This is a genomic window from Saccharopolyspora sp. CA-218241, assembly GCF_050954615.1.
Lineage (GTDB): Bacteria > Actinomycetota > Actinomycetes > Mycobacteriales > Pseudonocardiaceae > Saccharopolyspora > Saccharopolyspora cebuensis.
Window position 1 is genome coordinate 1,811,593 of record NZ_CP191860.1, and the last position, 26,487, is coordinate 1,838,079.

Annotated in this window: 26 protein-coding genes; 13 read left to right on the plus strand and 13 right to left on the minus strand. The window is 73.8% G+C overall.

Translation table 11 applies throughout. The annotated features are described in order from the left end of the window. Positions 1–53: 53 nt before the first annotated feature. The 5 genes from ACQP0T_RS08855 (at position 54) to ACQP0T_RS08875 (ending at position 6,670) form a co-directional block, all read left to right on the plus strand. A complete protein-coding gene (locus ACQP0T_RS08855; protein ID WP_433872134.1) occupies positions 54–1,259 on the plus strand; it encodes a sensor histidine kinase in 1,206 nt (401 codons plus the stop codon). 89 nt (positions 1,260–1,348) lie between these two features. Beyond that, positions 1,349–2,041 carry a response regulator gene (locus tag ACQP0T_RS08860; protein WP_433873641.1) on the plus strand — a complete coding sequence of 231 codons (693 nt, stop codon included), beginning with the start codon at positions 1,349–1,351 and terminating at the stop codon, positions 2,039–2,041. Positions 2,042–2,061: 20 nt separating this feature from the next. Then, on the plus strand, positions 2,062–3,105 hold the full coding sequence (locus tag ACQP0T_RS08865; RefSeq protein ID WP_433872136.1) for a Gfo/Idh/MocA family oxidoreductase: 1,044 nt from the start codon (positions 2,062–2,064) through the stop codon (positions 3,103–3,105). A gap of 107 nt (positions 3,106–3,212) precedes the next feature. Further along, complete coding sequence (locus tag ACQP0T_RS08870; RefSeq protein WP_433872138.1) at positions 3,213–5,585, plus strand: phosphoketolase family protein; 2,373 nt, start codon at positions 3,213–3,215, stop codon at positions 5,583–5,585. Further along, positions 5,573–6,670 carry an acetate/propionate family kinase gene (locus tag ACQP0T_RS08875; RefSeq protein ID WP_433872140.1) on the plus strand — a complete coding sequence of 366 codons (1,098 nt, stop codon included), beginning with the start codon at positions 5,573–5,575 and terminating at the stop codon, positions 6,668–6,670. Before ACQP0T_RS08870 ends, ACQP0T_RS08875 begins: the two co-directional genes overlap by 13 nt. On the opposite strand, the gene ACQP0T_RS08880 is transcribed toward ACQP0T_RS08875, so the two are convergent. The 7 genes from ACQP0T_RS08880 to ACQP0T_RS08910 form a co-directional block, all read right to left on the minus strand. Then, on the minus strand, positions 6,661–7,377 hold the full coding sequence (locus ACQP0T_RS08880; RefSeq protein ID WP_433872141.1) for a hypothetical protein: 717 nt from the start codon (positions 7,375–7,377) through the stop codon (positions 6,661–6,663). The genes ACQP0T_RS08875 and ACQP0T_RS08880 overlap by 10 nt on opposite strands. Before the next feature lie 76 nt (positions 7,378–7,453). Beyond that, on the minus strand, positions 7,454–9,076 hold the full coding sequence (locus ACQP0T_RS08885; protein ID WP_433872143.1) for an ATP-binding cassette domain-containing protein: 1,623 nt from the start codon (positions 9,074–9,076) through the stop codon (positions 7,454–7,456). A gap of 43 nt (positions 9,077–9,119) precedes the next feature. Continuing rightward, the gene (locus ACQP0T_RS08890; RefSeq protein WP_433872145.1) at positions 9,120–10,106 is read right to left on the minus strand and encodes an LLM class flavin-dependent oxidoreductase; all 987 of its coding nucleotides are present in this window, start codon (positions 10,104–10,106) and stop codon (positions 9,120–9,122) included. Between the two features lie 46 nt (positions 10,107–10,152). Continuing rightward, positions 10,153–10,725 (minus strand): hypothetical protein, encoded by a 573-nt coding sequence (locus ACQP0T_RS08895; protein ID WP_433872147.1) that lies wholly within the window; start codon positions 10,723–10,725, stop codon positions 10,153–10,155. Then, positions 10,722–11,861 carry an MAB_1171c family putative transporter gene (locus ACQP0T_RS08900; protein WP_433872149.1) on the minus strand — a complete coding sequence of 380 codons (1,140 nt, stop codon included), beginning with the start codon at positions 11,859–11,861 and terminating at the stop codon, positions 10,722–10,724. Before ACQP0T_RS08900 ends, ACQP0T_RS08895 begins: the two co-directional genes overlap by 4 nt. A 99-nt stretch (positions 11,862–11,960) precedes the next feature. Beyond that, positions 11,961–12,563 (minus strand): hypothetical protein, encoded by a 603-nt coding sequence (locus ACQP0T_RS08905; protein WP_433872150.1) that lies wholly within the window; start codon positions 12,561–12,563, stop codon positions 11,961–11,963. Between the two features lie 13 nt (positions 12,564–12,576). After that, positions 12,577–13,017 carry an XRE family transcriptional regulator gene (locus ACQP0T_RS08910; RefSeq protein WP_433872151.1) on the minus strand — a complete coding sequence of 147 codons (441 nt, stop codon included), beginning with the start codon at positions 13,015–13,017 and terminating at the stop codon, positions 12,577–12,579. Between the two features lie 249 nt (positions 13,018–13,266). Here ACQP0T_RS08910 and ACQP0T_RS08915 point away from each other — a divergent pair, with 249 nt between their 5' ends. From ACQP0T_RS08915 to ACQP0T_RS08930, 4 genes are all read left to right on the plus strand, one after another. Next, a complete protein-coding gene (locus tag ACQP0T_RS08915) occupies positions 13,267–14,115 on the plus strand; it encodes a hypothetical protein (protein WP_433872153.1) in 849 nt (282 codons plus the stop codon). 163 nt (positions 14,116–14,278) lie between these two features. Beyond that, complete coding sequence (locus ACQP0T_RS08920; protein WP_433872154.1) at positions 14,279–15,532, plus strand: MFS transporter; 1,254 nt, start codon at positions 14,279–14,281, stop codon at positions 15,530–15,532. 176 nt (positions 15,533–15,708) lie between these two features. Beyond that, the gene (locus ACQP0T_RS08925) at positions 15,709–17,151 is read left to right on the plus strand and encodes an Nramp family divalent metal transporter (RefSeq protein WP_433872155.1); all 1,443 of its coding nucleotides are present in this window, start codon (positions 15,709–15,711) and stop codon (positions 17,149–17,151) included. Positions 17,152–17,256: 105 nt separating this feature from the next. Then, entirely contained in the window at positions 17,257–19,542 is a 2,286-nt protein-coding gene (locus tag ACQP0T_RS08930; protein WP_433872156.1) for a LysR substrate-binding domain-containing protein, read from the plus strand. Here the strand turns inward: ACQP0T_RS08930 and ACQP0T_RS08935 are convergent. Next, positions 19,446–19,886, minus strand: a complete 441-nt coding sequence (locus ACQP0T_RS08935; protein WP_433873643.1) for a hypothetical protein — start codon at positions 19,884–19,886, stop codon at positions 19,446–19,448. The two genes, ACQP0T_RS08930 and ACQP0T_RS08935, sit on opposite strands and share 97 nt — an antisense overlap. On the opposite strand from ACQP0T_RS08935, the gene ACQP0T_RS08940 reads away from it, so the two are divergent. Further along, positions 19,864–20,064 (plus strand): hypothetical protein, encoded by a 201-nt coding sequence (locus ACQP0T_RS08940; protein ID WP_433873891.1) that lies wholly within the window; start codon positions 19,864–19,866, stop codon positions 20,062–20,064. The genes ACQP0T_RS08935 and ACQP0T_RS08940 overlap by 23 nt on opposite strands. A 246-nt stretch (positions 20,065–20,310) precedes the next feature. Here the strand turns inward: ACQP0T_RS08940 and ACQP0T_RS08945 are convergent, their stop codons facing one another. Both ACQP0T_RS08945 and ACQP0T_RS08950 read right to left on the minus strand, forming a co-directional pair. Next, complete coding sequence (locus ACQP0T_RS08945; protein WP_433872157.1) at positions 20,311–20,583, minus strand: GlsB/YeaQ/YmgE family stress response membrane protein; 273 nt, start codon at positions 20,581–20,583, stop codon at positions 20,311–20,313. A 125-nt stretch (positions 20,584–20,708) separates the two neighbouring features. Then, positions 20,709–21,338 (minus strand): GntR family transcriptional regulator, encoded by a 630-nt coding sequence (locus ACQP0T_RS08950; protein ID WP_345367903.1) that lies wholly within the window; start codon positions 21,336–21,338, stop codon positions 20,709–20,711. Positions 21,339–21,411: 73 nt separating this feature from the next. Here ACQP0T_RS08950 and lhgO point away from each other — a divergent pair, with 73 nt between their 5' ends. After that, positions 21,412–22,617: an L-2-hydroxyglutarate oxidase gene (gene lhgO / locus ACQP0T_RS08955; RefSeq protein WP_433872159.1), complete on the plus strand. Its 1,206-nt coding sequence runs from the start codon at positions 21,412–21,414 to the stop codon at positions 22,615–22,617. Between the two features lie 64 nt (positions 22,618–22,681). Beyond that, positions 22,682–23,395, plus strand: a complete 714-nt coding sequence (locus ACQP0T_RS08960; RefSeq protein WP_345367905.1) for a spermidine synthase — start codon at positions 22,682–22,684, stop codon at positions 23,393–23,395. Here the strand turns inward: ACQP0T_RS08960 and ACQP0T_RS08965 are convergent. Together ACQP0T_RS08965 and ACQP0T_RS08970 are read right to left on the minus strand one after the other, a co-directional pair. Beyond that, complete coding sequence (locus ACQP0T_RS08965) at positions 23,377–24,075, minus strand: pentapeptide repeat-containing protein (protein WP_433872160.1); 699 nt, start codon at positions 24,073–24,075, stop codon at positions 23,377–23,379. The two genes, ACQP0T_RS08960 and ACQP0T_RS08965, sit on opposite strands and share 19 nt — an antisense overlap. 524 nt (positions 24,076–24,599) lie before the next feature. Then, positions 24,600–24,989 carry a hypothetical protein gene (locus ACQP0T_RS08970; protein WP_433872161.1) on the minus strand — a complete coding sequence of 130 codons (390 nt, stop codon included), beginning with the start codon at positions 24,987–24,989 and terminating at the stop codon, positions 24,600–24,602. Between the two features lie 194 nt (positions 24,990–25,183). Between ACQP0T_RS08970 and ACQP0T_RS08975 the strand changes: the two genes are divergently transcribed. Beyond that, the gene (locus ACQP0T_RS08975; protein ID WP_433872163.1) at positions 25,184–25,615 is read left to right on the plus strand and encodes a hypothetical protein; all 432 of its coding nucleotides are present in this window, start codon (positions 25,184–25,186) and stop codon (positions 25,613–25,615) included. A 123-nt stretch (positions 25,616–25,738) separates the two neighbouring features. On the opposite strand, the gene ACQP0T_RS08980 is transcribed toward ACQP0T_RS08975, so the two are convergent. Next, entirely contained in the window at positions 25,739–26,452 is a 714-nt protein-coding gene (locus tag ACQP0T_RS08980) for a hypothetical protein (protein ID WP_433872164.1), read from the minus strand. Between the last annotated feature and the right edge of the window lie 35 nt (positions 26,453–26,487).

Genomic DNA, 26,487 nt, shown 5'->3' on the forward strand with positions numbered 1-26,487 from the left:
TCCCCCCGAAGTCAGTCCACCGGGCCCCGCAGCACCCGGCACGGGAAGGGTCGATGGTCGATCGCGCGACGCCGTTGCGGTGGTTGCTGGCGCGCCGCGCCGTGCTCGGCGACGCGGGGTTCGTGCTGGCGTTCTCGGCGTTGCACGTGGTCGATCTGGCGCTGCTCGCCCCGCCCGGGCCGAGCAAGTGGTGGCCGCTGCTGGTCAGCGTGCCCGCCACCGGGCTGCTCCTGGTGCGCAGGCGGGCGCCGTGGGTCCCGCTGTTCGGGCTGCTCGCCGTGGCCACCGCGCTGACCCTGCTGCGGCTGCCGATCGGCGCGCTGAACCTGGCGATCCTGGTCGCCGTCTACTCGGTCGCGGTGCGCGGTTCGCTGCGGCAGGCGGTCGCGGCCTCGGTCGTGGCGATGGTGTACCCGGTGGCCGAGGTGCCGGTCTACGCCGAATCCCCCGCGATCGGGGCGCTGCGGATCGTCGGCGCGGTGGTCAACCTGGTGATGGTCGCCGGGTGGGGCCGCGCGATGCGGCTGGGGCGCAAGCGCACCGCCCAGCTCGAACGCACGATGGCGCTGCTCGACGCCGCGCGGGACCGGCTCGCCGCGGACGCGGCGGTGGTCGAACGCGCCCGGATCGCGCGCGAGTTCCACGACATCGTCTCGCACAACCTGTCGGTGGTGGCGCTGCGCGCCGGGGTCGCCCGGGCGCTGCTGGACCGCGATCCCGAGCACGCGCGGGAGACGATGGCCGAGCTGGAACGCACCTCGCGAGCGGCGCTGACCGAGATGCGCACCCTGCTCACCGTGCTGCGCGGCGACGAGAACACCGGTGCGGAGGGGGCGGAGCTGCACCCCGCGCCCGGCTTGGCCGAGCTCGACGAGCTGGTCGACTCGGTGCGCGGCGGCGCGGTGAGCTGGCGGCTGGAACGGCGCGGCACGCCGCGGGAGTTCGGCACGGGCGTGGAGCTGACCGCCTACCGCGTGGTGCAGGAGGCGATCACCAACGTGCTCAAGCACGCCCGCGCCGGGCGGGCCCGGGTGCTGGTCGAGTACGGCGGCACCGCGCTGCGGATCGAGGTCAGCGACGAGGTCGACCCGTCCCGCCGTCCGGAGACCCCCGCCGACGCCCCGCGCTCCGGGCACGGCCTCATCGGCCTGCGGGAACGGGTCGCGCTGCTCGGCGGTAGCTTCACGGCGCATCCGGTGGAGGGCGGATTCCGCTTGGAAGCCGTGCTACCGTGCGCGGAAAACCCAGACCTGGCCTGATCCGCACACTCCCTCGGTTCGGGCCCCGGGACGGCGCCGCCGCGCGTCGGTCGGGTGCGGACGCCCGCACGGACATGAGGAGGCCGGTGTTGCAGTCCGCGGAGACCACCGTCGTCGTCGCCGATGACCAGGCGACGATCCGCGCCGGACTGGTGGCGCTGCTGTCCGCCGAACCCGATCTGCGCGTGCTCGCCGAAGCCGACGACGGCGATGCCGCCGTGGCCGCGGTGCGCCGCCGCCCGCCGGACGTCGTGCTGATGGACGTGCGGATGCCGCGCAAGGACGGCATCGCCGCCGCCCGCGAGATCGTCGCCGACACCGACGGCGCCACCGCCGTCGTCATGCTGACCGTGCACGACCTCGACGAGTACGTCTACGCCGGGCTGCGCGCCGGGGCCAGCGGCTTCCTGCTCAAGGACGCCGCCCCGGAGGAGTTGCTCAAGGCGGTGCGCACGGTCGCCGCCGGGGACGCGCTGCTGGCGCCCCGCATCACCAAGCGGTTGCTTCGGCGCTTCGCCTCGCTCGGGGTGCGCGACGCCCGCAGCGAACTCGCGGCGCTGACCGACCGCGAGCTCGACGTGCTGCTGGAGGTGGCCCGCGGCGGCTCGAACGCCGAGATCGCCCGCAACCTGGGGCTGGCCGAGCTGACCGTGAAATCGCACCTCTACCACGTGATGCAGAAGCTGCACCTGAACTCTCGGACCCAGTTGGTCGTGCTGGCCTACGAGACCGGCCTGGTGTGCCCGGGGCAGGTCGACCGGCGGCCCCGCGCGTCGGCGTAGCCGGCTGCTGTAATGGACCGATGGAGCTTCGCGTCGGACTCATCGGCTACGGCGTGGCCGGTGCCCACTTCCACGCGCCGCTGATCGCGGCGGACCCCGACCTGCGGCTGGACGTCGTGGTGACGCGCGGTCGCCGCGAGCAGGCCCGGGCCGCGCACCCGGACGCCACCGTCGTCGACGACCTGGGCGGACTGCTGGAGCGGGCCGGGGACCTGGACCTCGCGGTGGTCGCCAGCCCCAACCGGATGCACCACGAGCACACCGCGGCGCTGCTCGACGCCGGGCTGCCGGTCGTGGTCGACAAGCCGTTCACGCCCACCGCCGCGGCGGGTCGGGCGCTGATCGAGCGGGCGGCGGCGGCCGGGCTGATGCTCACCGTCTACCAGAACCGCCGCTGGGACAGCGATCTGCGCACCCTCGAAGCGCTGCTGCGCGACGGCGCGCTGGGCCGGGTGCACCGCTTCGAGTCCCGCTTCGAGCGGTGGGTGCCGAGCCCGAAGCCGGGCTGGCGGGAATCCGGCGGTCCGGAGGAGGCCGGTGGCGTCCTCTACGACCTCGGCAGCCACCTGGTCGACCAGGCGCTGCACCTGTTCGGCCCGGTCGCCGCCGTCTACGCCGAGATCGACTGCCTGCGGCCGGGAGCCGAGGTGGACGACGACGCGTTCCTGGCCCTGTCGCACCGCAGCGGGGTGCGCTCGCACCTGTGGATGGGCAAGTTCGCCGCCCAGCACGGACCCCGGCTGCGGGTGCTGGGCGACCGCGCGGGTTTCACCAAGCACGGGTTCGACCCGCAGGAGGCCGCGCTGCGCGCCGGTGACGTGCCGGGTGGCCCGGAGTGGGGCGCGGAACCGGAGGAACGCCGGGGCCTGCTCGGCACCCCGGACGACAGCCGCCCGGTGCCGGGCCTGCCGGGCGACTACCCGGCCTTCTACCGCGGTGTGGTCGCCGCGCTGCGCGACGGGGCCGCACCGCCGGTCGATCCGGCCGACGCCGTCGCCGGGCTGGGCGTGATCGAGGCCGCCCGCCGTTCGGCCGCCGGGAGCACCGTCGAACGACTCGACTGATCGAGTGATACCGGTCGGGTGAAGCGGAGCCCGGCGGCTGCCGAGTTGCGATCCGGCGGTCACCCACCACGCTGGAACGGGTGACGTCGAGCTGAGGAGCCAGCCGGATGGCCGAGACGACCGAGTACCTGGACGCGCAGGAGGCCGACGGGCTCGACCTCTGGTGGCGGGCCGCCAACTACCTGTCGGTCGGCCAGATCTACCTGATGGACAACCCGCTGCTGCGCGAACCGCTCCGGGCCGAGCACGTCAAGCCGAGGCTGCTCGGGCACTGGGGCACCACACCGGGGATCAACTTCGTCTACGCCCACCTCAACCGGGCGATCCGGACCCGCGACCTGGACATGATGTACCTGATCGGGCCGGGGCACGGCGGCCCGGGCGTGGTCGCCGCGACCTGGCTGGAAGGCACCTACAGCGAGATCTACCCGGACGTGGCCCAGGACGAGGAGGGGCTGCGCAGGCTGTTCACCCAGTTCTCCTTCCCCGGCGGGATCCCCAGCCACGTCGCCCCCGAGACGCCCGGCTCGATCCACGAGGGCGGCGAGCTCGGCTACTCCCTGTCGCACGCCTTCGGCGCGGTCTTCGACAACCCGGACCTGGTCGTGCCGTGCGTGGTCGGCGACGGGGAGGCCGAGACGGGCCCGCTGGCGGCGAGCTGGCACTCCACCAAGTTCCTCGACCCGGTCACCGACGGCGCGGTGCTGCCGATCCTGCACCTCAACGGCTTCAAGATCGCCAGTCCCACGGTCTTCGACCGGATCCCGGAGGACGAGCTGCTGTCGATGCTGCGCGGTTTCGGCTACGAGCCGCACGTGGTCGCCGGTTCGGCGCCGGTGCCGATGCACCACCTGTTCGCCGCGACCCTGGACCGCTGCCTGGACGAGATCGCCTCGATCCAGCGCCGCGCCCGCCGGGACGGCCGCACCGATCGGCCGCGCTGGCCGATGATCGTGCTGCGGACCCCGAAGGGCTGGACCGGACCGGACACCGTGGACGGCAAGCGGGTGGCCGGTTCCTGGCGTTCGCACCAGGTGCCGATCACCGATCCGCGCGGGGATCCCGGGCACCTCGCAGAGCTGGAGGAGTGGCTGCGCGGCTACGGGCCGGAGGCGCTGTTCGAGTCCGGTGGTGCACCGGCGCAGCGGATCCGGGAGCAGAACCCGGTGGGGCAGCGGCGGATGGGCGCCAACCCGCACTCCAACGGCGGGACGCTGCTGCGCGGCCTGCGGCTGCCGGACTTCCGGGATTACGCGGTGCCGGTGCCGCAGCCGGCCACTCCCCAGGGCGAGGCGACCAAGGTGCTCGGCGGCTACCTCCGCGACGTGATGCGGCGCAGCGCCGAGGAGCGCAACTTCCGGGTGTTCGCGCCGGACGAGAACAACTCCAATCGGCTCGGCGCGATCCTGGAGGCCACCGGGCGCACCTGGGTCGCCGAGACCGCCGAGGGCGACGACGCGGCGCTGGCACCCGACGGGCGGGTGATGGAGATCCTGTCCGAGCACACCTGCCAGGGCTGGCTGGAGGGCTACCTGCTCACCGGCAGGCACGGCTTCTTCTCCAGCTACGAGGCGTTCGCGCACCTGGTGGACTCGATGGTCAACCAGCACGTCAAGTGGCTGAAGGTGACCAACCGGCTGGACTGGCGCCCGCCCATCGCGTCGCTGAACTACCTGCTGACCTCGCACGTGTGGCGCCAGGACCACAACGGCTTCTCGCACCAGGACCCGGGTTTCATCGACCACGTGGTGAACAAGAAGGCCGAGATGGTGCGCGTCTACCTGCCGCCGGACACCAACACGCTGCTCGCGGTGACCGACCACTGCCTGCGCAGCCGCCAGTACGTCAACGTCGTGGTGGCGGGCAAGAACCTCGCGCCGCAGTACCTCGACGTGGACGCCGCCGTCGTGCACTGCACCAAGGGGATCGGGATCTGGGACTGGGCCAGCAACGACCAGGACGGCGAGCCGGACGTGGTGATGGCCTGCGCGGGCGACGTGCCAACGATGGAGACGCTGGCGGCGGTGCAGCGGTTGCGCGCGGAGTTCCCGGACCTGCGGATCAGGGTCGTCAACGTGGTCGACCTGATGCGGTTGCAGGACGAGCGGGAGCACCCGCACGGGCTCTCCGACGCGGAGTTCGACAGCCTGTTCACCCTCGACCGGCCGGTGATCTTCGCCTACCACGGGTATCCGTGGCTGATCCACCGGTTGACCTACCGGCGGCGCAACCACGGCAACATCCACGTGCGCGGCTACAAGGAGGAGGGCACCACCACGACGCCGTTCGACATGTGCGTGCTCAACCAGCTCGACCGCTTCCACCTGGCCATCGACGTGATCGACCGGGTGCCCCGGCTGGGTTCGCGCGCCGCCTACGCCCGGGAGGCGCTGAAGTCGCGGCTGATCGAGCACCGGCACTACGTCACCACGCACGGCGAGGACCTGCCCGAGGTGCGCGACTGGGTGTGGCGGTCCTGATGCGGGTGCTCGCGGTCAACGCCGGGTCGAGCAGCCTCAAGCTCGCCCTGCTCGACGGCGACGACCTGGTCGCGGAGCGGACCGAGCAGCGGTGGGACGGCAGCGCGGCGCCGATCGGCCGGTTCCTCGACGAGCACGGCGCCGACGCGGTGGGCCACCGCGTCGTGCACGGCGGCCGGATCACCCGGGCGACCGTCGTCGACGACGACCTGGTGGACTACCTCGGCTCGCTGACCGACCTCGCCCCGCTGCACCAGCCGCGCGCCCTGGCCGGGCTGCGCGCGGTGCGGGAGGCGGTGCCGGAGCTGCCCTCGGTGGTGTGCGTGGACACCGCGTTCCACAGCGGGCTCCCGCCGGCCGCCGCGACCTACGCGGTCCCGCGGGAGTGGAACGAGCGGTGGTCGCTGCGCCGCTACGGATTCCACGGCTTGTCGCACGGGCACGCGGTGGCGCGCGGCTGCGAGCTCACCGGCAGGCGCGCGGCGGAGTCCCGGGTGCTGAGCTGCCACCTCGGTGCCGGGGCGTCGATGGCCGCGGTGCGGGCGGGCGGGTGCGTGGACACCACGATGGGCTTCACACCGGAGGAGGGCCTGGTGATGAACAGCCGCAGCGGTTCCGTCGACCCGGGCCTGCTCGGCTGGCTGATCACCTCGCGCGGCCAGAACCCGGGCGAGGTGTTCGAGGCGCTGGCCACCCGGGGCGGGCTGGCCGGGCTCTCCGGCACCTCCGGTGACCTGCGCGACGTGCTCGCCGCCCGCGGCGCCGGGGACGCCGACGCCGCGCTGGCCTACGGCGTCTACCTGCACGCCCTGATCCGGCACGCCGGGGCGATGGTCGCGGTGCTCGGCGGGCTGGACGTGCTGGTGTTCACCGGTGGCGTCGGCGAGCACACCCCGCAGGTCCGCGCGGCGGTCGCCAACGCCCTGGCGTTCCTCGACGTGCGGGTGGACCGCACCGCGAACGAGGACGCCGACGGCGACGCCGACCTCACCGGCGCGGGATCGGCGGTCGGCGTCGCCGTGGTGCGGGCCCGCGAGGACCTGGAGATCGCCCGGCAGACCCGGGCCGCGCTGGCTCAGCGCTGACGGGCCGCCGAATCCCACAGCACGCACTCCGCGCACCAGCCGCCGCCTTCCCGCCGCCACCACTGGCAGCAGGTCCGGCGGCGCACCCACGGCTCCCGGTCCGCGTCGAGGTCGAGCAGCTCGGCCCGCCCGGTCGCCGCGCGCAGCGCGCGGGCGGTGGCCTGCGCATCGCCCGGCATCCCGGCCCGCTGCAACCGCCACAGCACGGTCCCCAGCCCGCCGACCGGGTTGCCCCAGTACTCGTGGCTGTCCGGTCGCGGCCCGCCGAGGGCGTGCAGCGCCCCGGCCAGCGGCCGGAACGCCGCCGAGACGCTCCGCCACCACGACGCCGGTTCCGGTGCCGCGACGTGCTCGCCGCCGGGCACCAGCGCCGAGAGCCGACCGTCGGGGCCGACCACGACCCGCAGCTCGCTCAGCGCGGGCACCGGCGCGCCCAGGTGGTACTCCGGGACCGTGGCGCAGCAGGCCAGCCAGCCGAACCGGAACGCGACGAGCACCAACCCGGCGCGGTGGTGCCGGAAGCCGCCGCGCCGCTGCCACTCCTCGGCGCAGCCGCGCAACCACGGGCCCGCCGGGTCGCAGAACTCCGCCCACGGCACGACGGGGCGGTCGCCCGGCGGCACCGAGCCCGGTCGCGGGAGCAGCCGGTCGCATTCGCGCAGCCGACCGCGCAACACCGCGGCGGACACCTCCGGCACCTCGTCCACCCCGATCCCCGCTTCGACCCCGACCCGGCCACCAGATCACGCTCGCGAGGACCGCGGCAACCGCCCGCGGCCGTGGTCAGCGGGCGCGCTGCACCCGCCGCTCGTCCCAGACCGGTTCGTCGGCCTCGACGACCGAGCCGTCCGAGCGGAACACGAGGTAGCGGTCGAAGGACCGCGCGAACCAGCGGTCGTGGGTCACGGCCACGACCGTGCCGGTGAACTCGGCGAGCGCCTCCTGCAACACCTCGGCGGAGGCGAGGTCGAGGTTGTCGGTCGGCTCGTCGAGCAGCAGCAGCGTCGCGCCGGAGAGCTCCAGCAGCAGCACCTGGAACCTGGCCTGCTGACCGCCGGAGAGGGTGTCGAAGCGCTGCTCGGCCGAGGCGGCCAGCCCGTAGCGGCTCAGCGCGCTCGTCGCCGCGCCGCGGTCCTTCCCCTCGCGGGTGCCCGAGCCGCGGCCCAGCACGTCGAGCAGGGTGCGCCCGGCGAACTCCGGGTGGTCGTGGGTCTGCGCGAACAGGCCGGGCACGATCCGGGCGCCGAGCTTGCAGCGACCGGTGTGGGCCACCGAGCCCGCGTCGTCGAGCAGCCGCAGGAAGTGGCTCTTGCCGGATCCGTTGGAGCCCAGCGCGCAGACCCGGTCGCCGAAGAACACCTCCAGGTCGAACGGGCGCATCAGGCCGCTGAGCTCGAGGTTCTCGCAGGTGATGGCGCGGACCCCGGTCCGGCCGCCGCGCAGCCGGGGGGAGAGCCGCTGCTCCTTGGGCGGTGGCGGGGGAGCCCCGGCCTCCTCGAACTTGCGCAGCCGGGTCTGCGCCGCGCGGTACCGGGAGGCCATCTCGTCGCTCATCGTCGCGGCCCGCTGCAAGGACCGGACGAGTTCCTTGAGCTGCTGGTGCTTGTCGTCCCAGCGGCGCCGCAGTTCGGCCAGCCGCTCCCGGCGGGCCCGCCGCGCCTCGTGCCAGGTGCCGAACCCGCCGCCGTGCACCCACGCGGTGCCGCCCTCCAACGTCACCAGGTGCGTCGCGGCGGTGGCCAGCAGCTCGCGGTCGTGGCTGATCAGCAGCACCGCCTTGCCGGTCTCGGCGAGCCGCTCCTCCAGCCACCGCTTGCCGGGCACGTCGAGGTAGTTGTCCGGCTCGTCGAGCAGCAGAACGCCCGCGGTGCCCCGGAACAGCGCTTCGAGCACCAGGCGCTTCTGCTCGCCCCCGGACAGGGTGGTGACGTCGCGGAACTTCGCCCGGTCGTAGGGCACGCCGAGCGCTTCGGTGGTCACCGCGTCCCACAGCACCTCGGCCTCGTAACCGCCGTGCTCGCCCCAGTCCGCCAGCGCCTGCGCGTAGCGGAGCTGGGTGGCCTCGTCGTCGGTGTCCATCAACCGCAGCTCGACGTCGTCGAGCTCGGCGGCCGTCCGGCGCAGCGCCGGGGACGCGGTGGTCAACAGCAGGTCGCGCACCGTGCTGCCGTCCCGCACCGAGCCGATGAACTGCGGCATCACCGCGATCCCGCCCTGCCCGGTGGCCGCGCCGGATTCCGGGCGCAGCTCACCGGCGGCGATCCGCAGCAGGGTCGTCTTCCCCGCGCCGTTGTCGCCGACCAGCGCCACGACGTGCCCCGCGCCGACGCGGAACGACACGTCGCGGAACAACTCCCGCCCGTCGCCGAGCCGGTACGACAGCGCTGATGCTTCGAGGAACCCCACGCGCTGATCCTGCCAGGCGGCCGCAACGGGTTTTTCCGGCGACTCACCCCACCAGCGCCGCCAGCCTGCGGTAGGAGTCGCGGCGCTGCCGCTGGTCGTACCCGCTGGTGGTGACCAGCACCTCGTCGGCCCCGGTGCGCTCCACCAGCTCCTCCAGCCCGAGGGCGACCGCGCGTTCGGTGCCGAACAGGTGGCCCCGCAGGGCCCGCTCGAACTGGTGCCGTTCGCGGTCGGTCATCGACCGAGCGCGGATCGCCTCCGGCGGCTCCAGTGGTGGGAACTCCCCGTGCCTGCGGGAGTGCACCCCGGCCCAGGCCTCGGGCACCAGCAGGTCCTCGGCGAGCTCGGCGGTGTCGGCCACCGCGACCGAGCGCGCCAGCACCACGTGCGGGGCATCCGCCCACGGCGACGGGCGGAACCGGGCGCGGTAGCGGCGGATCGTCTCCAGCAGGCGCTCCTCGCCGTGGGCGGCGGCGACCACCACCGGCAGGCCGAGGTCGGCGGCATGGTCCGCACCCGACCCGGTGGCCAGCAGGAACGGCTCCGGGCGTTGCCCCTGCGCCGCGACGGCGCGCACCCCGGGGTGCGCCCGCTGCGCACCGGTGAAGTAGCCGAGCAGCTCGGCCACCTGCGCCGGGTAGTCCTCGGCGGCGCCGGTGTCCCGGCCGAGCGCGCGGCGGATGCCGCTGGTGAAGCCGACCGAACGGCCCAGGCCCAGGTCGATCCGGCCCGGGAACAGCGAGCCGAGCACGCCGAACTGCTCGGCCACCACCAGCGGTGCGTGGTTGGGCAGCATCACACCGCCGGTGCCCACCCGGATCCGCGAGGTCGCGCCCGCCACCGCGGTGGCCAGCACGGCGGGGGCCGCCCCGGCGATGCCGGGGACGCTGTGGTGCTCGGCCACCCAGAACCGGTGGTAACCGGCCGCCTCGGCCTCGCGGGCGAACTCCACGGTCTCCCGCAGCGCTTCCGGCGCCGGTACCCCGCGCCGGGTGTGCGAGCGGTCGAGCACCGACAGCCGGATCGTCATACCGGGAGCAACGCCGGCCCCCGGGGCGGGATTCCGCGCGCGGCGTTCAGAACAGGGCGAAGACCCCGCCGCCGACCGCCGCTCCGGTCAGCGCCCCGACCGCCACCTGCGCCGGGGTGTGGTCGCCGAGCCGGACCCGGGACCAGCCGATCGCCGCCACCAGCGGGGCGAGCCACCACAGGACCGGCCCGACGGCGATCGCCAGGATCACCACCGCACCGCCGGCGACGGCGGTGTGCATCGACACCTTCCAGCGGGTGGTGATCAGACCGGTCACCACCAGGCAGGCGATCATCGCGACGTCCAGCGCGATCAGCGCGGCGGGCGCGCTCGCCAGCACCAGCACCGCCAACCCGGTGGCGCTGGAGACCAGCAGCACCAGGAACGGGATCAGCCTGCCCTCCCGGTTGCGCACGTGGTGGCCGTCCCACCGGCCCCGCCGGGCGCCCCGGACGATCACCGCCATCGGCAGCAGGCTGCTGGTCAGCGCCACCCACAGGCCCCAGCCGAGGGCGAGCGGCGCGGAGCGGGTCGCCTGCCAGGCCACCGCCGAGGGCAGCAGCAGCACGATCACCCAGGGTGCCAGCACCTCGCTGAGCACCCGCGCGGTGCGGTTCATCGGGACTCCTCCACGGGTCGGTAGGGACGCACCACCGGTGAGGTCCGATAGGCGCGGGACACCCGGCGCAGCCACGCCATCTCGGCCGCCGCGCCGCCGTCCTGCCCGGTCGGCGGCAGCGGCGGGTCGGGACGCGGGGCGGCGCCGCCGGTCAGCGCCGCCAGCGCGGCGGCGATCCGGGCGGCCTCGCGCACCGCGGGGTCGGGGCAGTCCCGCAGCTCGGCGTCGAGGTCGGCGCGGTAGGGCGCGAGCAGCAGCAGGCCGTCCCGGACCTCCACCAGGCGCCGGGTCAGGCGCCACTCCAGCGGGCCGCCCTCGTCGCCGCCACCGAGCTGCGGCATCGCCGCGCGCAGCGCGCTCCACAACGGGGCCAGGTCGCGGTGGGCGCGGTAGCGGCCCGCCCAGCGCAGCGGTGCGGTCAGCGGGGGCAGCCAGGTCGGCAGGGTCACCCCGACGGCGATCAGCGCCACGCACCCGGCCGACAGCGCCGCCGAGACCGGCCCTTCCAGCACCAGTCGCGTCCCGGTCGCGAACACCACGACGGCGGCGGAGCTCTTCCACACCGCCCACGCCACCCCGACGCCCGTGCCGACCTGCGCGATCACCAGTCCCCACCGCAGCCGTGGCCGGTCGCTGAAGCGGCGGTAGTGCTGGATGAGCCGGAGGAAGTTCCCCAGGCTCCAGGCGATGTAGCCGCTGAACAGCAGCACGTAGCCGACCACCTGGGGTTCACCGGCGAACTCCGCGACGAAGTCGGGGCCGGACTCGATCGGCGCCGAGGCCAGCAGCGCGGTCATCGCGAGCAGCCACGCCACCAGCAGCAGGAGCTGGCGGCGCACCGCCCGCCGTGCCGCCGCGGGTTCGGCGACCAGGTTGACCAGCAGGCCGTGCACGCACCACGCCGAGGCCATCGCCAGGGCGTTGGCCAGCAACCGGGCCGCACCGGGGAACGGCTCGACGCGGATCGTGACGGCCAGCGCCGCCGGGGACGCCAAGGCCGCGGACAGGCCCACGAAGGCCACCGCGGCGCACAGGTACCGGGTGCCGGGCGTCAGGTGCGCGCGGGCGCGGTACCACCGCAGCGCCGCGAGCACGACGGCGAGGAACCCGGCGGTCAGCAGGAAGAGGCTGGCCATTCGTCCACCAGTTCGCAGAGCTCGATCGTCGGCTCCACTGTCGCGGGTGGCCCGGAGGTGCTCGCGCCCGGGTCCGCTCAGCGCCCCCGGGACCGGCGCTCAGGGCTCGTCGAAGGTGGACGTCAACCTGCCGAGCGCCGCCGCCGTGGGCGCGTCCGGCGGCGCCGGGCGGCGGTCCCGCCGGAGCTGGCGGCCGATCCGGGCGAGCAGCATGGTGGCGATCGTCTCGGCCTCGTGCTCCTCGGCTTCCAGCGTGAGCCGGTCCAGCAGGTGCGCGAACGCGGCCGGGCGCAGGCTCGGGGCCCGGCGCTGCGCCTCCCGCAGCGAGAGCACGCAGCGCCCGGCGTGCTGGGAGACCAGGTGCCCGACCTCGTGCAGGATGATGTGGTCCTGGTGCAGCGAGGTGGTGTTGTCCGGGTAGACGATGATGTCGTGGTCGGCGCGCCGCTGCCACCCGCCGGTGCTCTCGCCGACGGTCCACGCCATCGCGCACAGGTCGATCTGCCTGCCGCGCGCCCGTTCCAGCCGGTCGAGGAACGCGTCGACGTCCCACGGGTCGGGCAGCCCGACGGTGCGCAGCAGCTCGTCCACCCGCGGTCGGCAGCGGGCCCGCAGCTCGCTCCACTCCACCGGTGCGCTCGCCTCCTGGTGCCGGGCCGGAACGGGGACCAGCCGGACGCACCACGGGGCCGGCGCGGTCACGGCCCCCATCCTCTCACCCGGCTCCGTCGGCCTTCCGCCGCCGTCGCTGGTCGCGGGGCTGCGCCTCGTAATCGGCGAGGTGGTCGATCATCGCCGAGACGGCGTTGCGGTGCGCCGGGCTCAGCGCGTTGAGCCGCTGCGCCAAGGCGCCCTCCTCGGTGTTGCGCCAGTCGATGATGCTGCTGATCTCGGCGTCGACCTCGCGGGCGATCCCGGCGTCGAAGAAGTAGCCGACCGGCACGCCGAAGAACGCCGCGAGCGCCTCGATGTTGTGCTTGCGCGGGTTGGGCTGCTTGCCGGTGGCGAGCTGCTGGACGTGGGCGGCGGTCATCGCGCCCGGGTGCTCCTTGATGCCCGCCTCGATCTCGCGGTAGCTGTAGGGGCCGCGATCGGGCGGGTGCACCGAGTCGATGAGCCGTTTGAGCCGTTCCGCGAACGTTCCGTTGGTCGCCATGTCCTCTACCGCCCCCCGCGCGGCTGTCAACGAATGCCGCCTCATAGTGATACCACGTGTAATCGCCCGTTGACAGTGCAGGTCACCGGCTGTTTAGATGAGAACCGCGTCCGAGAGGCACGAAGAGGGGCGGGCGCCGGTTCGGTGCACCGGCACGTGGGGGTGTGCCGGGTGCCCGGACCGTACGACGCACGCTCCAGGTGGCCGCACGACCGGGCGGGGGTGCCCGGGTCGTGGCACCGTGGCGCGGTGGAGTTGGGGGACGTGGCGCGCGACCTGTACCGCGCCGACCCGGGCGAGTTCGTCCGGCGCCGGGACGCCCGCGCCGCCGAGGCGAAGGAGCGCGGCGAGGACCGGTTGGCCCGGGCGATCCGCAAGCTGCGCAAGCCCACCACCGCGGCGTGGGCGGTCGACCTGCTCGCCACCGACCGGGACACCCCGCTGGAGCGGCTCTCCGAGCTCGGCGACCGGATGCGCGGCGCGCAGCGCGAGCTGGACGCCGAGCGGCTGCGCGCCCTGACCGACGAGCGCTCCCGGCTGCTCGCCGAGCTCACCGAGGCAGCGGCCCGCCGCGCGGCCGATGCGGGGCATCCGCTCGGCGACGCCGCCCGGGAGCAGGTCGAGAACACCTTCACCGCGGCGCTGTCGGACCCCGACTCGGCGCGCGCGGTGCTGGCGGGCACGCTCGACAAGCCGCTGGAGTACAGCGGTTTCGGGATCGACGAGCTCGCCGCGGAAGCGATCCGGCGCGGCGAGTCCGAGCGCTCCGAGCGCCCCGTGCGGCGCCGCGGGAAGCGGCGGGCCCGCGGCGGCACCGAGGCCACCGCCTCACCGCCCCGGCGATCGACGCCCGCGCCGTCCTCGACCGGGCGGGACGAGGCGGCGGGGCGCCGGGACCGGGAGGCCGCCGACCGGCTGGAGGCCGCCGAACAGGAAGTGCGGCGGATCGACGACGAGCGCGGTCAGGCGCGGCGGCGTCGCGACGAGCTGCGGGCGGAGCTGGCCGAGGTCGAGCAGCGGCTGGCGGAGCTCGACGAGGACGCCACCGCGGCCGGGCGGTTGCGGGATCGTGCCCGGCGGGCCGTCGACCGGGGTTGATCCGCGCGGCGGATGCCCGCCATGCGAAACCGGGGCTTCACCGGGGCGAAACCCGCTGCCTATCGTCGACGCCCGTGATCGACGGGGGCGCGGGGCCGCCGCTGGGCGGCGGAACCGCCCGTCCGCGAGGATCCGGCGACCACCGCTCCGGGCGGAGGACGAGATGACCAGACCGCCTCGCGGTGTCCGGCGGATGCGCACCACGCTGCTGGTCCTGCTGGTGCTCATCGGCATCGTCAACTACATCGACCGCAGCACGCTGGCCATCGCCAACAGCAGCGTGCAGGAGGAGTTCGGCATCGGGCCCGCCGAGATGGGGCTCCTGCTCTCGGTGTTCTCCTGGGCCTACGCGTTCGGCCAGCTCCCGGCGGGCGGGCTGCTGGACCGCTTCGGCCCGCGCCGGGTGCTCGGCGGGGGACTGCTGCTGTGGTCGATCGCCCAGGCGGCGGCCGGTCTGGCCGCCAACGTCAAGCAGATGCTGGTGGCGCGGGTGTTCCTCGGCCTGGGCGAGGCGCCCGCGTTCCCGGGCGGTGCCAAGGTCGTCGCCACCTGGTACCCGAAGGAATCGCGCGGCACCCCGATCGGCATCTTCAACACCGCCTCCACGCTGGCCCCGGCGATCGGGCCGCCGCTGCTGACCTGGCTGATGCTGAGCTACGGCTGGCGCGCCATGTTCGTCATCGCCGGGGTGGCGGGCATCGTGCTGGCGCTGGTGTGGTTCGCCGTCTACCGCGATCGCCCCCGGTCCGACGAGGAGGGCGTCGAAGCGGCCCCGGAGCCGGTGTCGTTGCGGGAGTGGGCCGGGCTGCTGCGGCACCGCTCCACCTGGGGCATGATCCTGGGCTTCTCCGGGGTGATCTACTCCGTCTACCTCTACCTGACCTGGTTGCCCGCCTACCTCGAGGGTGAGCGCGGGCTCAGCCTGGCGCAGACCGGTGTCGCGCTGATCGTGCCGTACCTGGCGGGCACCCTCGGGATGCTGGCCGGGGGCGGGGTGGGCGATCTGCTGATGCGCCGGGGAGTGCCGACCATGCTGGCCCGCAAGATCCCGATCTGCACCGGGCTGCTGGTCGGCGGCCTGTGCACGGTTCCGGTCGCGCTGGTCCCGAGCACGGCGCTGGCGCTGCTGTGCCTCTCGCTGGCCCAGTTCTTCATCAACTCCGCGAGCTCGGGCGCCTGGTCGCTGGCCAGCACGGTGGGCACCGAGCGGATCACCGCGTCGCTGGGCAGCCTGCAGAACTTCGGCGGTTACTTCGGCGGCGCGTTCGCCCCGCTGATCACCGGGATCATCGTGGAGCGCACGGGGTCGTTCGTGCTGGCGCTGCTGAGCGCCGGTGCCATCGCGATCCTCGCCGCGCTCAGCTACGCCTTCCTGGTCCGCGATCCGATCGGGGCGGACGACGCTCCGGTCCCTTAAGGACCGTTCAGCCAGCATGACGAGATGGTCACGTTTTCCGCCGCCACCGACCTCATGACTTACCTTGGCCGGACCGGTCCGCCGACCGGTCCACCAGCACGATCGAGCTGTGCCGGGCGCACGACGGCGGTCCCGCCGCCACGGGCCCCGCGCACCAGAGCAGAAGAGGCACGTGGATGGTCCCGAACAACCGCGATGGCGCGGACGTCGCCGACCCGTCGAAAGCGTTCCCCAGCAAGCACATCCCGAGTCCGCAGGTCTGCGACCTGCCCGCGCCGCCGGTCAAGCAGTGGCGCTACATCGGCCCGGGGATCGTCGCGGCCGGCGTCGGCATGGCCAGCGGCGAGTTCATCCTGTTCCCCTACATCACCTCGCAGGTGGGGCTGGCCTTCGTGTGGGCCGCCCTCCTGGGGCTGGTCACGCAGTACTTCCTCAACATGGAGATCGAGCGGTACACGCTGGCCACCGGCGAGACCGCGGTCACCGGCTTCTCCCGGCTGTGGAAGCACTGGGGCCTGGTCTTCGCGATCATGGCCTACTTCGCCAACATCTGGCCGGCGTGGGCGACCAGTTCGGCCACCCTGATCACCTACGTGGTGGGCGGCAGCGCCGCGATCACCGCGGTGGTGATCCTGCTGCTCGTCGGGCTGATCCTCACCCTCGCGCCCGCGGTCTACACGGCGCTGGAGCGGGCCGAGATGCTCAAGGTGGCGGCGCTGCTGCTGCTGATCCTGATCGGCGCGCTGTTCGTGCTCGGCGCCCGGACCTGGGCGGCCGTGCCGACGATCGTGACCGATGCGGGGTTCCCGGCCGCCGAGCTGGGCTTCGCGGTGCTGCTGGGCGCGCTGGCCTTCGCCGGTGCCGGTGGCGGGCAGAACCTGGTGCAGAGCAACTGGATCCGGGACAAGGGCTTCGGCATGGGCAAGCACGTGCCCAAGATCGTCTCGCCGCTGACCGGTGAGCTGGAGTCCCGCGGCCAGGCCGGGTTCATCTTCCCGCCCACCGAGGAGAACCTGTCCCGCTGGAAGGGCTGGTGGCGCTTCGCCAACCGCGAGCAGCTGCTGACCTTCGTCGGGATCTCGTTCCTGTCCATCATGTTCATGTCGCTGCTGGCCTACGCCACGGTGTACGGCACGCCCGGGCTCTCCGAGGACGTGTCGTTCCTCCGGGTCGAGGGCGAGCGGCTGATGGAGATGGCCGGCGGGTGGTTCGGCTACTTCTTCTGGATCATCGGGGCGGTGTCGCTGTTCGCCGCGGCGCTGGGCATCGTCGACTACACCAGCAGGCTCGCCGCCGACGTGCTCAAGACGACGTACTTCCCCGACGCCTCGGAGAGCAAGATCTACGCGGGCCTGGTGTGGGGCCTGGTGCTGATCGGTGCGGTGGTCATCCTCGTCGGGCTCGACCAGCCCATCGTGCTGGCCACCATCGCGGCCTGCACCGGCGGGGTGATGATGTTCATCTACTCCGGCCTGCTCATCGCCATCAACCGCAAGATGCTGCCCGCGCCGATCCGGATCCGCGGCGTCCGGCTGGTCGCGCTGATCTGGTCGATCGTGCTGTTCGGCACGCTGGCGGTGCTCACCGTCCAGCAGCAGATCGGCAACCTGTTCGGCTGATGCGCTCGGCCGTCGCCCCCTGGTGTCATCATCGTGCGCGATGCGGGAACCGACCGGGCGGGTGAGGCGGATGCGCGCAGGAACGTGCCGTTCGGGGTGGTGGCGGTGAGGGCCAACGACGCCTACCGCTACCGCCTCGACTGGTTCATCAGCTTCGTCTCGGTCGTCGAGCACGGCGGGTTCTCCGCCGCGGCGCAGGCGCTGTACCGGTCGCAGTCGCGGATCAGCACCCACGTCGCGGAGCTGGAACGGGCGCTGGGGGTGCGGTTGTTCGACCGCTCCCAGCACCCGGTGGCGCTCACCGCCGAGGGCCGGGCGCTGCTGCCGCACGCGCGCGGCATCCTGCGGCACCTGCGGGCGGCCACCGAGGAGGCCGGTCAGGCCAGCAGGCGGTTGCGCGGCCGGGTCCGGCTCGGCGCCTACCCGAGCGCCGCCGCGCACCTGCTCCCGCTGCTGCTGCCGCGCATCGCCGAGCGGTTCCCCGGCGTGGAGGTCGTCCCGTGGGAGGGCAGCACGCTGGAGCTGGAGGCAGCGCTGATCGCGGGCGAGGTGGACTTCGCGGTCCGGCCGGTGCTGCCGGTGGCGCCCACCGGCGTGCTGACCTGCGATCCGCTGTGGCGTGAGCCGCTGGTCGCGGTGGTCAGCGCCGAACGCGCGCCGCGGGTTCGCTCGATGAGCCTGGCGGAGCTGGCCGCCGAGCAGTTGATCACCATCGGCGACAACTCGGGCCGCCCCGGGCACTTCGAGGCCCACCTGGTGTTCGAGCAGGCGGGCCTCGTCCCCGAGGTGGTGTTCCGGACCAACCAGCCGCAAACGCTGATCGCCCTGGTGCGCACCGGCATGGCCATCGGGGTCACCAACGCGCTGGCGATGACCACCGCGAACACCGGTGGGGTCCGGCTCATCCCGATCGACGACGTCCCCGCGGCCGGGAGGTGGCGCTGTGGTGGCGCACCGACCGGACGCTCACCGCCGCCCAGCAGGCGGTGCGATCGCTGGTCGCGGACTGCCCGGACCCCGACTTCGGCCTGCTCGCGCACCCCGCGCCGCCGACGGCCTGAGCGCTGTCGCGCGGCGGTCGGTCCCGGGGATCTTGAAATCCGCTCGCCCGGGCGCCAGGCTGATCGGTGGAACCGCTCGCACCGGAGGTCGCCGATGTCGCGCAACTGGGCCGGGAACGTCACCTTCAAGGCCGAGGGCTCGATGCGGCCCACCTCGGTGGAGCAGGTGCAGGAGCTCGTGTCGGCCGCCGGACGGGTCCGGGCGGTGGGCGGCGGGCACTCGTTCAACACCATCGCCGACACCCCCGGCCTGCACCTGTCGGTGGCCGACCTGCCGGATCGGGTCCGGATCGACGGCACGACGGCCGCGGTGCCCGCCGGGATGCGCTACGGCGCGCTCGCCGAGGCGCTGCACGCCGAGGGGCTCGCCCTGCACAACCTCGCCTCGCTGCCGCACATCACCGTCGCGGGCGCCTGCGCCACCGGCACCCACGGCTCGGGGGACCGGAACCGGACGCTGGCCGGGGTGGTGGCCGGGGTCGACCTGGTGCGCGCCGACGGCGAATTGGTCGCGCTGCGGCGGGGTGATCCCGGTTTCGACGGGGCCGTGGTGTCGCTCGGCGCGCTCGGCGTGGTGACCGCGCTGCTGCTCGACGTGGTCCCCGCCTTCGAGGTCCGCCAGCACGTCTACACCGGCTTCCCGCTGCGCCGCCTCGGCGAGGACTTCGACGCGGTCTTCGGCCTCGCCTACAGCGTCAGCGCCTTCACCGACTGGCGCGGTCCGGACGCGGCGATCTGGGTCAAGGCGCACGCCACCGACGACCCCGCCGCGCAGCGGGAATGGCTCGGCGCGACCTTGGCCGACGCGCCGCGGCACCCGGTGCCCGGCAGGCTCGCGGACGGCTGCACCGAGCAGCTCGGGGTGGTGGGCGCCTGGCACGCGCGGCTCCCGCACTTCCGCGGCGAGGCGGTCCCGAGCACCGGCGCCGAGCTGCAGTCCGAGTACTTCGTGCCGCGCGCGGCGGCCCCGGAGGCGTGCGCGCGGCTGCTCGCGCTGGGCGAGCGGATCGCCCCGGTCGTCCAGATCTCCGAGGTGCGCACGGTCGCCGCCGAGGAGCTCTGGTTGAGCCCGAGCCGCGGGCAGGACGTGGTGGGCCTGCACTTCACCTGGCATCCCGACCCGGCGGCGGTGCGGGCGGTGCTGCCGGAGATCGAGGCGGCGCTGCTGCCGCTGGGCGCCCGTCCGCACTGGGGCAAGGTTTCGTCGATCCCGCCCGACGTGGTGCGCGAGCGCTACCCGCGCTGGTCGGATTTCGCCGCGCTGGTCGCCGAGTTCGACCCGGAGGGCAAGTTCCGCAACGACCTGCTGGACGCCCACCTCGGGGCCTGAGCGCTGGTCGCGGGTGCCGGCGGGAGCGCCATCAGCATGGCCATGCCGGTGCAGAACACCACGTGCATGGCGACCACCGCGCCCAGCCCGGTGCCGGCTCCCGCGGTGCTCAGCCACCACTGGCCACCGGCCAGCAGCAGCGCGCCCGGGACGACCAGCGGTCGCGGACCCACCTGGTCGTGGATCCGGCCGATCAGCGGGGACGGCACGCCCTGCACCAGGCCGCCGGGCAGCAGCAGGAGACCGGTGGTCAGCGTGCTCACGCCCAGCCCGGTCTGGAAGTGCAGCGGCAGCACGACGACCGAGCCCAGCATGGTCGCCATGCGGACGAACACGATCACCAGAGATCCGGAAGTGGTGCACCCGGAACGGGCGCAGGTCCAGCAGCATGACGGCGAAGCCGGGCGCCACGGCGGCCAGCGTCGTGCCCGCGACGAACAGCAGGAGCGCCGCCGCGTCGCCCGGCTGCTGGCCCGGGATCCCGACCTCCAGGCGCTCGCGGTGTCCAGGAGCGGGCGCTGACCGCGCACTTGCGCGCCCGCCTGGCGGAGCGGTCTCCCGACCAGGACCCGGTGACCGTGATGCTGGTCGCGGAGGCGGCCGTGGCGGTCTGGCGCACCTGCTGGGACCGCCGGGGAGAGCTCGCGGCCGAGGGCGAGGGGTCCGGTGGAGTTCTACCGCCGCTGCCGGGAGGAGCTGCGCCGGGGCACCGCCTGACCGCGCCGCGGCCCGGTCGTCGCAGCGCGGGCCAGCGCCGCCCGCGACACCTCAGCGGCTGGCCCGCCCCTTGCGCCCGGTGAACTTGTTGTACGCCACGAGCACGATCACCGCGCCGATCACCGAGCCGATCCACCCCGCCGGTTCGAAGCCCCGCACGCCCACCGTGAGCAGGCCGAACAGCAGGCCGCCGACGACCGAGCCGATCACCCCGAGCAGGATCGTCATGGGCAGTCCGATGTTGTCCTTGCCGGGGACCACCGCGCGGGCGATGAAGCCCGCGACCAGGCCGAACACCAACCAGCCGAGAATCGTCCAGAGCACCGCAGCCACCTCGTCCCGCCCGGATCACCTGCTGGTCAGGCTACGCACCGCGGCCCCGGACCGCGACGACCCGGCCGGGGGATCGCCGCCGGTGTCCGGGTGAAGCGCCCCCGCCGCGGATCCGCTCAGCCGTGCGCGGCGAGCACGTGGTCGCGGGCGCCCTCGACGTGCGCGACGATCGCCGCGCGCAGCGCCCCGGCGTCCCCGGCCGCCAGCGCCGCCACCATCGCGTCGTGCTCGGCGTCGATGCGGGCCAGGTCGTGCCCGGAGCGGACCCAGCGCCTGCTGTAGGGCTCGACGAGGTGCAGGAGCTGGTCGATGAACCGCAGCGAGAGCGGCTGCTCGGCGAGTTCGTAGATCCGGCGGTGGAACCGGTAGTTCTCGACGGCCCGCCCCTCGGCGTCGGCACCCTGCTCCCGCATCCGCTCGGCCGCCGCGCGCAGCGCCTCCACGTCGCGCGCCCGGCAGCCGCGCACCGCCTCCTCGGCCAGCGCCGGTTCCAGGCGCAGCCGCAGTTCGAACAGCTCCGCCAGCTCGGCGCGGCCCAGTTCGGCGACCACCATGCCCCGGTGCGGCTGCACCGCGATCAATCCCTCGGCGGCCAGCCCGTGCAGCGCTTCCCGCAGCGGGATGCGGCTCACCCCCAGCTCACCGGCGAGTTCTTCCTGCACCAGGTGCTGCCCGGGGCGCAGCACTCCGCGCCGGATCCACTCCCGCAGGCGTTCGGCGATCGGTCCGGCGCTGGCTCGTGTCACGTGCGGAAGCGTATCCACTTCTCATCTCCGCTGCGTTTGTATACAGTCGCAGCGTCGAGCAGCGGGAGGGGCGATGGTGGACGCGGATGTCGTGGTGATCGGTGGCGGGATCATCGGACTGGCCACCGCGCGGGCGGTGCTGCGCTCGGCGCCGGGCACGTCGGTGCTGGTCCTGGAGGCCGAACCGCGCTGGGGCGCGCACCAGTCCGGGCACAACAGCAACGTGATCCACAGCGGCCTGTACTACGCCCCGGGCAGCCACAAGGCCCGGATGGCGCGGGCCGGCGCGGAGGAGATGATCCGGTTCTGCGCCGAGCACGACGTACCGGTGCGCCGCACCGGGAAGCTGGTGGTCGCCACCCGCCCCGCCGAGGTGCCCCGGCTCGACGCACTGGTCGAGCGCGGCACCGCCAACGGGGTCACGGTGCGCCGGATCAGCAAGGTCGAGCTCGCCGAACGGGAGCCGCACGTCGCCGCGGTGGCCGCCGCGCACGTCGCCGAGACCGCCGTGACGGACTTCTCCCAGGTGTGCGCCGCGATGGCCGCCGAGATCGCGGAACTGGGCGGCGAGCTGCGCACCGGCGCGCCGGTGGAGCGGATCCGCAGCCGCGGCGACGGCGTGGTGCTCACCGCCGGGGACGCGACGGTGCGGGCGCGGGCCCTGGTGAACTGCGCCGGTCTGCACAGCGATCGGGTGGCGCGGCTGAGCGGGATCACGCCGCCGGTGCGGATCGTCCCGTTCCGCGGCGAGTACTTCGCATTGCGCCCGGAGCGGCAGCACCTCGTCGGCGGGCCGGTCTACCCGGTCCCGGACCCCGCGCTGCCGTTCCTCGGCATCCACCTGACCCCGATGCTCGACGGCACGGTGCACATCGGTCCCAACGCCGTGCCCGCCTTCGCCCGGCACGGCTACCGCTGGCGCGACGTGGACGGCCGGATGCTCGGTGATCTGCTGCGCGATCCGGCCAGCCGGGGACTGGCCCGCCGGTACTGGCGCTACGGCATCGGCGAGTTCGCGCGCTCCGCGCTCCGGCCGCTGTTCGTGCGCAGCGTCCGCGCGATGCTGCCCGAGGTGACCGCGCGGGACGTGCTGCGCCACGGCGCCGGGGTGCGGGCGCAGGCGGTGGACGACGACGGCAAGCTCGTCGACGACTTCGTGATCAGCCGCGCGCCCCGCGCGGTGCACGTGCTCAACGCGCCGTCACCGGCGGCGACCGCGAGCCTGCTGATCGGCGAGCGGGTGGCCGCCGACGTCCTCGACGAGCTCGTGGCGGAGTGACCCGGATCGGCCCCGGCGCGGCGGTCGTCGACAATGGAGCGATCGCGGCGGAGGAGGTGTGGCGATGAGCGCCCGGTTCGAGGAGCTCGACTGGCAGGAGACGCCGATCGGTGCGATCAGCCTGCGCCGCAGGCGCGACCCGGTGCTGGACGTGGACGTCTACGAGGTCAAGCTCGACGACGAGTACCTGATGTCCAGCCTGTTCACCACCGCCGAGGTGGAGCTGGCCCGGCTCGGGCTCGCCGAGCTGACCGGGGGATCGGCGGACGTGCTGGTCGGCGGACTCGGTCTCGGCTGCACCGCGGCCGCCGCGCTGGACGACGACCGGGTCCGGTCGCTGACCGTCGTGGAAGGGCTGGCCGAGGTCGTGGACTGGCACCACCGGGGGCTGCTGCCGCTGTCCGGGCGGTTGACCGGCGACCCGAGGACGGCGCTGGTGCACGGCGACTTCTTCGCGCTGGCGGCCGCCGGTGACGGGCTCGACCCCGCGGCACCGGGCCGCCGGTTCGACGTGATCATGGTCGACATCGACCATTCGCCCCGGCACGTCCTGGCGCCGTCCCACGAGCCGTTCTACACCGTCGACGGGCTCCGCCGGCTCGCCGCCGAGCTGCGGCCCGGCGGGGTGTTCGCGCTGTGGTCCGACGACCCGCCGGACGAGGAGTTCCGCGCCGCGCTCGGCGCGGTCTTCACCCGCACCGAGGCCCACACCGTCGCCTTCGACAACCCCTACGGCGGTCCGCGCTCGGCCAACACCGTCTACGTCGCCGCGCTCTGACCCCGATCGGCGACCGCGATGCCCGCGGCGTCGAACAACGCGGTGGCCACGTCGAGCACCTGGTCGGGACCGATCACCGCACCCCGCAGCGCCTCGGCGCCGACGAGTCCGCGCAGCCCGGAACCGTGCAGCCGCAGGCCGGGCAGCGAGCCACCGGTGAAGTCGGCCCCGCCCAGTTCGCTGTCCTCGATCCGGCCGCCGCTCAACCGCGCCTCGTGGAAGTCGGCCTCGAGCAGCGCGCAGTCGGTGAACTCGACCCGCCGCCCCTCGACCATCCGCAGGTTGGCCAGATCGAGCTTGCACCCGCTGAACAGCACGTCGGTCAGCTTCGCCCCGGCCAGCACCACGCCGCTCATCCGGCAGTCCCGGAACTCCACGCGTTCGAGCGCGCCGCCCTCCACGATCACCCCGGACAGGTCGCAGCCCTCGAAGACCACGTCCCGGCACCGCCACCGCCGCCACCGGAGCCCGGTCAGCCGACCACGCCGCCACCGGCTGCCGGACAGCACCACGTCCGGCACCGTCCCGGCGTCGCGCCCGGACACCAGCGGCTCGGGCACGTGCTCGGCGCCCAGCACCACCTCGTCCACGTGCTCCCCCGCGACCGGGGCGGTGAGCGCCTCGCCGAGTTCGCCGGAGATCCCCACCGGCCGCCGACGCGATCCACGAGCACCAGACATGCCCGGCAGGATAGGCGCCACCTCCGGCACCCACCGCCCCGTCCCCGGACGTCGACGCGGAGGGGAACGCACCCCACGACCGGCCGACGCCCCGAACACCCCGCGACGACGAAGGACGACCGCCCTCGCGGAGCACCCGCCGCCACCACGAGCGAGGCGTCCTGCCGCGGCGGCAACGGCCGGGATCCGCACCGACGCGCGACGAATCCCAAGCCGCACGGCACCCACCGGAAGGCCCGAACCAGCGGAGCACAGCGGGACCGCGCACCTCCGACGTCGAGCCCCCGAGCAGGCCCGACCACGTCACCGAACCGGTCTTCGTCGCCAGGTGAGGGGCACCTTCATCCGACCAACCCGGATGAAGGTGCCCCCACTCACCACCCTTGCGAGTGAGTCTCGGGCTGAACGCAGTCCTCGGGCAGAACCACCGTCCTCTTCGGATCGCAGGCGTGGAAGGGCCGGTCCCGCGCAGGGGGTGGGGGACGGGACCGGCCCGGGACGGCGGCGGGAGCGCTCGCCGTCGGTCACGGTTCGTCGATCGGTCCGGCAGCCTTCTGCGTCTGCACCGCGATCTCCTCCTGGATGCGCTGCTGGCGCTGCTTCCGCCGGATGCGGGTGAGCACCAGGATGGTGATGCCGTGCGCGAGTGCGGTGACGAGCAGGACCACGCCGATGCGCAGGACCACGCTCTCCACGGTGTTGGCGGAGGAGGTCACCGAGATCATCGCCAGCAGTCCGAGCACCACCAGGTGGAAGAGCACCGCCACGAGCCGGTTGACGGAATCGGCTACCTTGGAATCGGAGTAGACCTCCTCCAGATAGGTGGCGCCGCTGCGCCAGATGAGGCGGCCATCGATGAAGACGACCGCCGCGCCTACCAGGATTACGACCAGAGACGCCATGTCGGCCTGCACCCCATACCTCCTCCGTTGTTACGGATCTGGTAGTGGTGGTTACCCGACGTCGATCATCGTGAAACGGTCCGTCGTGCCGACTCGCGGGTGAACGTCGGCCTCGCCGACGTGCCGACGAGGGGGCTTTCTTGACAGCCGGTCGGCGCGGGCGACACGCTGCGTTGATATCGGACGACGTAGCGTGAGGAGACGTGGTGGTCTGGTCCGCGGTGGTGTTGCTCGCTCTGGCCGCACCGGTGGCGTTCTGGTACGTGATCGGCGATCAGTCCAGCGTCTCGCCGGATCACGCCGATTACCTGGTGGAGCCGCTGCGCTTGCCGTCGTGGGTCAACGGGGCGGTGGTCGCGGTCACCGCGCTCGTCGTCCTCGGCTGCGCGCTGGTGCTGCTCCGCGAATCCCGTCGGGGTCGGCTCGGTCGCCGTCACGGCGTGGTGCTCGGGCTGCTGCTCGTCGCCGGGCTGCTCATCGGGGTGTCCGCGCGCATGATCACCGCCGGGGTGATCGGCGCGAACATCGGTGGCGGCATCATGCTGATGGTCGCGCTGCCGCTGGCCGGCGCCCTGGTCCTGGTGGCGCTCGGGTACGGCGTCGTCTCGACGATCCGCCGGCGGTCGTCGGAGGGGTGACGGGCCGTGCCGCCGGGGCAGGCGGCCGGCCCGTCGCGGTCGGCGCAGCGCTTCCCCTCGCGCGCCGACCCGGTTCACCTTAGAACGAGTTTTCGAGTGATCGCCAGTCGGTCCCCGTCCTGATCAGCGGCTCCGGCCGAGATCGTGGGCGATGACGAGGGCATCGCCGAGCCCTTCCCGGTCCGCCGCCGTGAGCCCGGTCGCCTCGATCCGGGCCAGCGCCGCGTCGACCCCCGAGGTGTCGTCGAGCCGCACCGCGAGCTCGGCGCGGTAGGCGAGCGCCTCGACGAGCTCGACCGGTGACGCGGACTCCTGCTCGCGGCACAACGCCCCGTCGGGGATCTTGGCCGCCTGCCGCTCGTCGCCCTTGGAGTCGCCGAGCACGATCGCGTTCTCCAAGGCGGTGCCGAGCCGGCTCGTCGGATCCGTTCCGGTCGTCGTCCGCTGGCGCGCCGGGAAGAACCGGATCGTGTTCCCGGCCGGGTCGACCACGCTGAACCCCGTCCGGCCCCCGCTGTTCTTCCGCTTGCGCGGTCGCGTCATCCGGGGGATCCCCGTGACCAGGAGCTTGCCGTGCGCGGCGCGCATTCCGGCGGCGAAGGAGTCGAACAGCGCGACGACGTCGGGCACCGAGACCAGGCAACTGCTGTGGGAGCCCGCGGGGTCGAAGTCCGCCAGGCCGTAGAAGTGCAGGTCCACGTCCTCCAGGCGCACGACGAGGTACGGGTTCGGGCGCAGCCGGCGGTAGGTCCGCGAGAAGCCGAGCATCGAGTAGAAGTCCTCGATCTCGTCGATCGAGCCGCACGGCAGCATCGGGGTGGTCACTTCTCCGGCCACGCAGCCTCCTGGTCCTCGAGCGCGCGTTGCGGCGC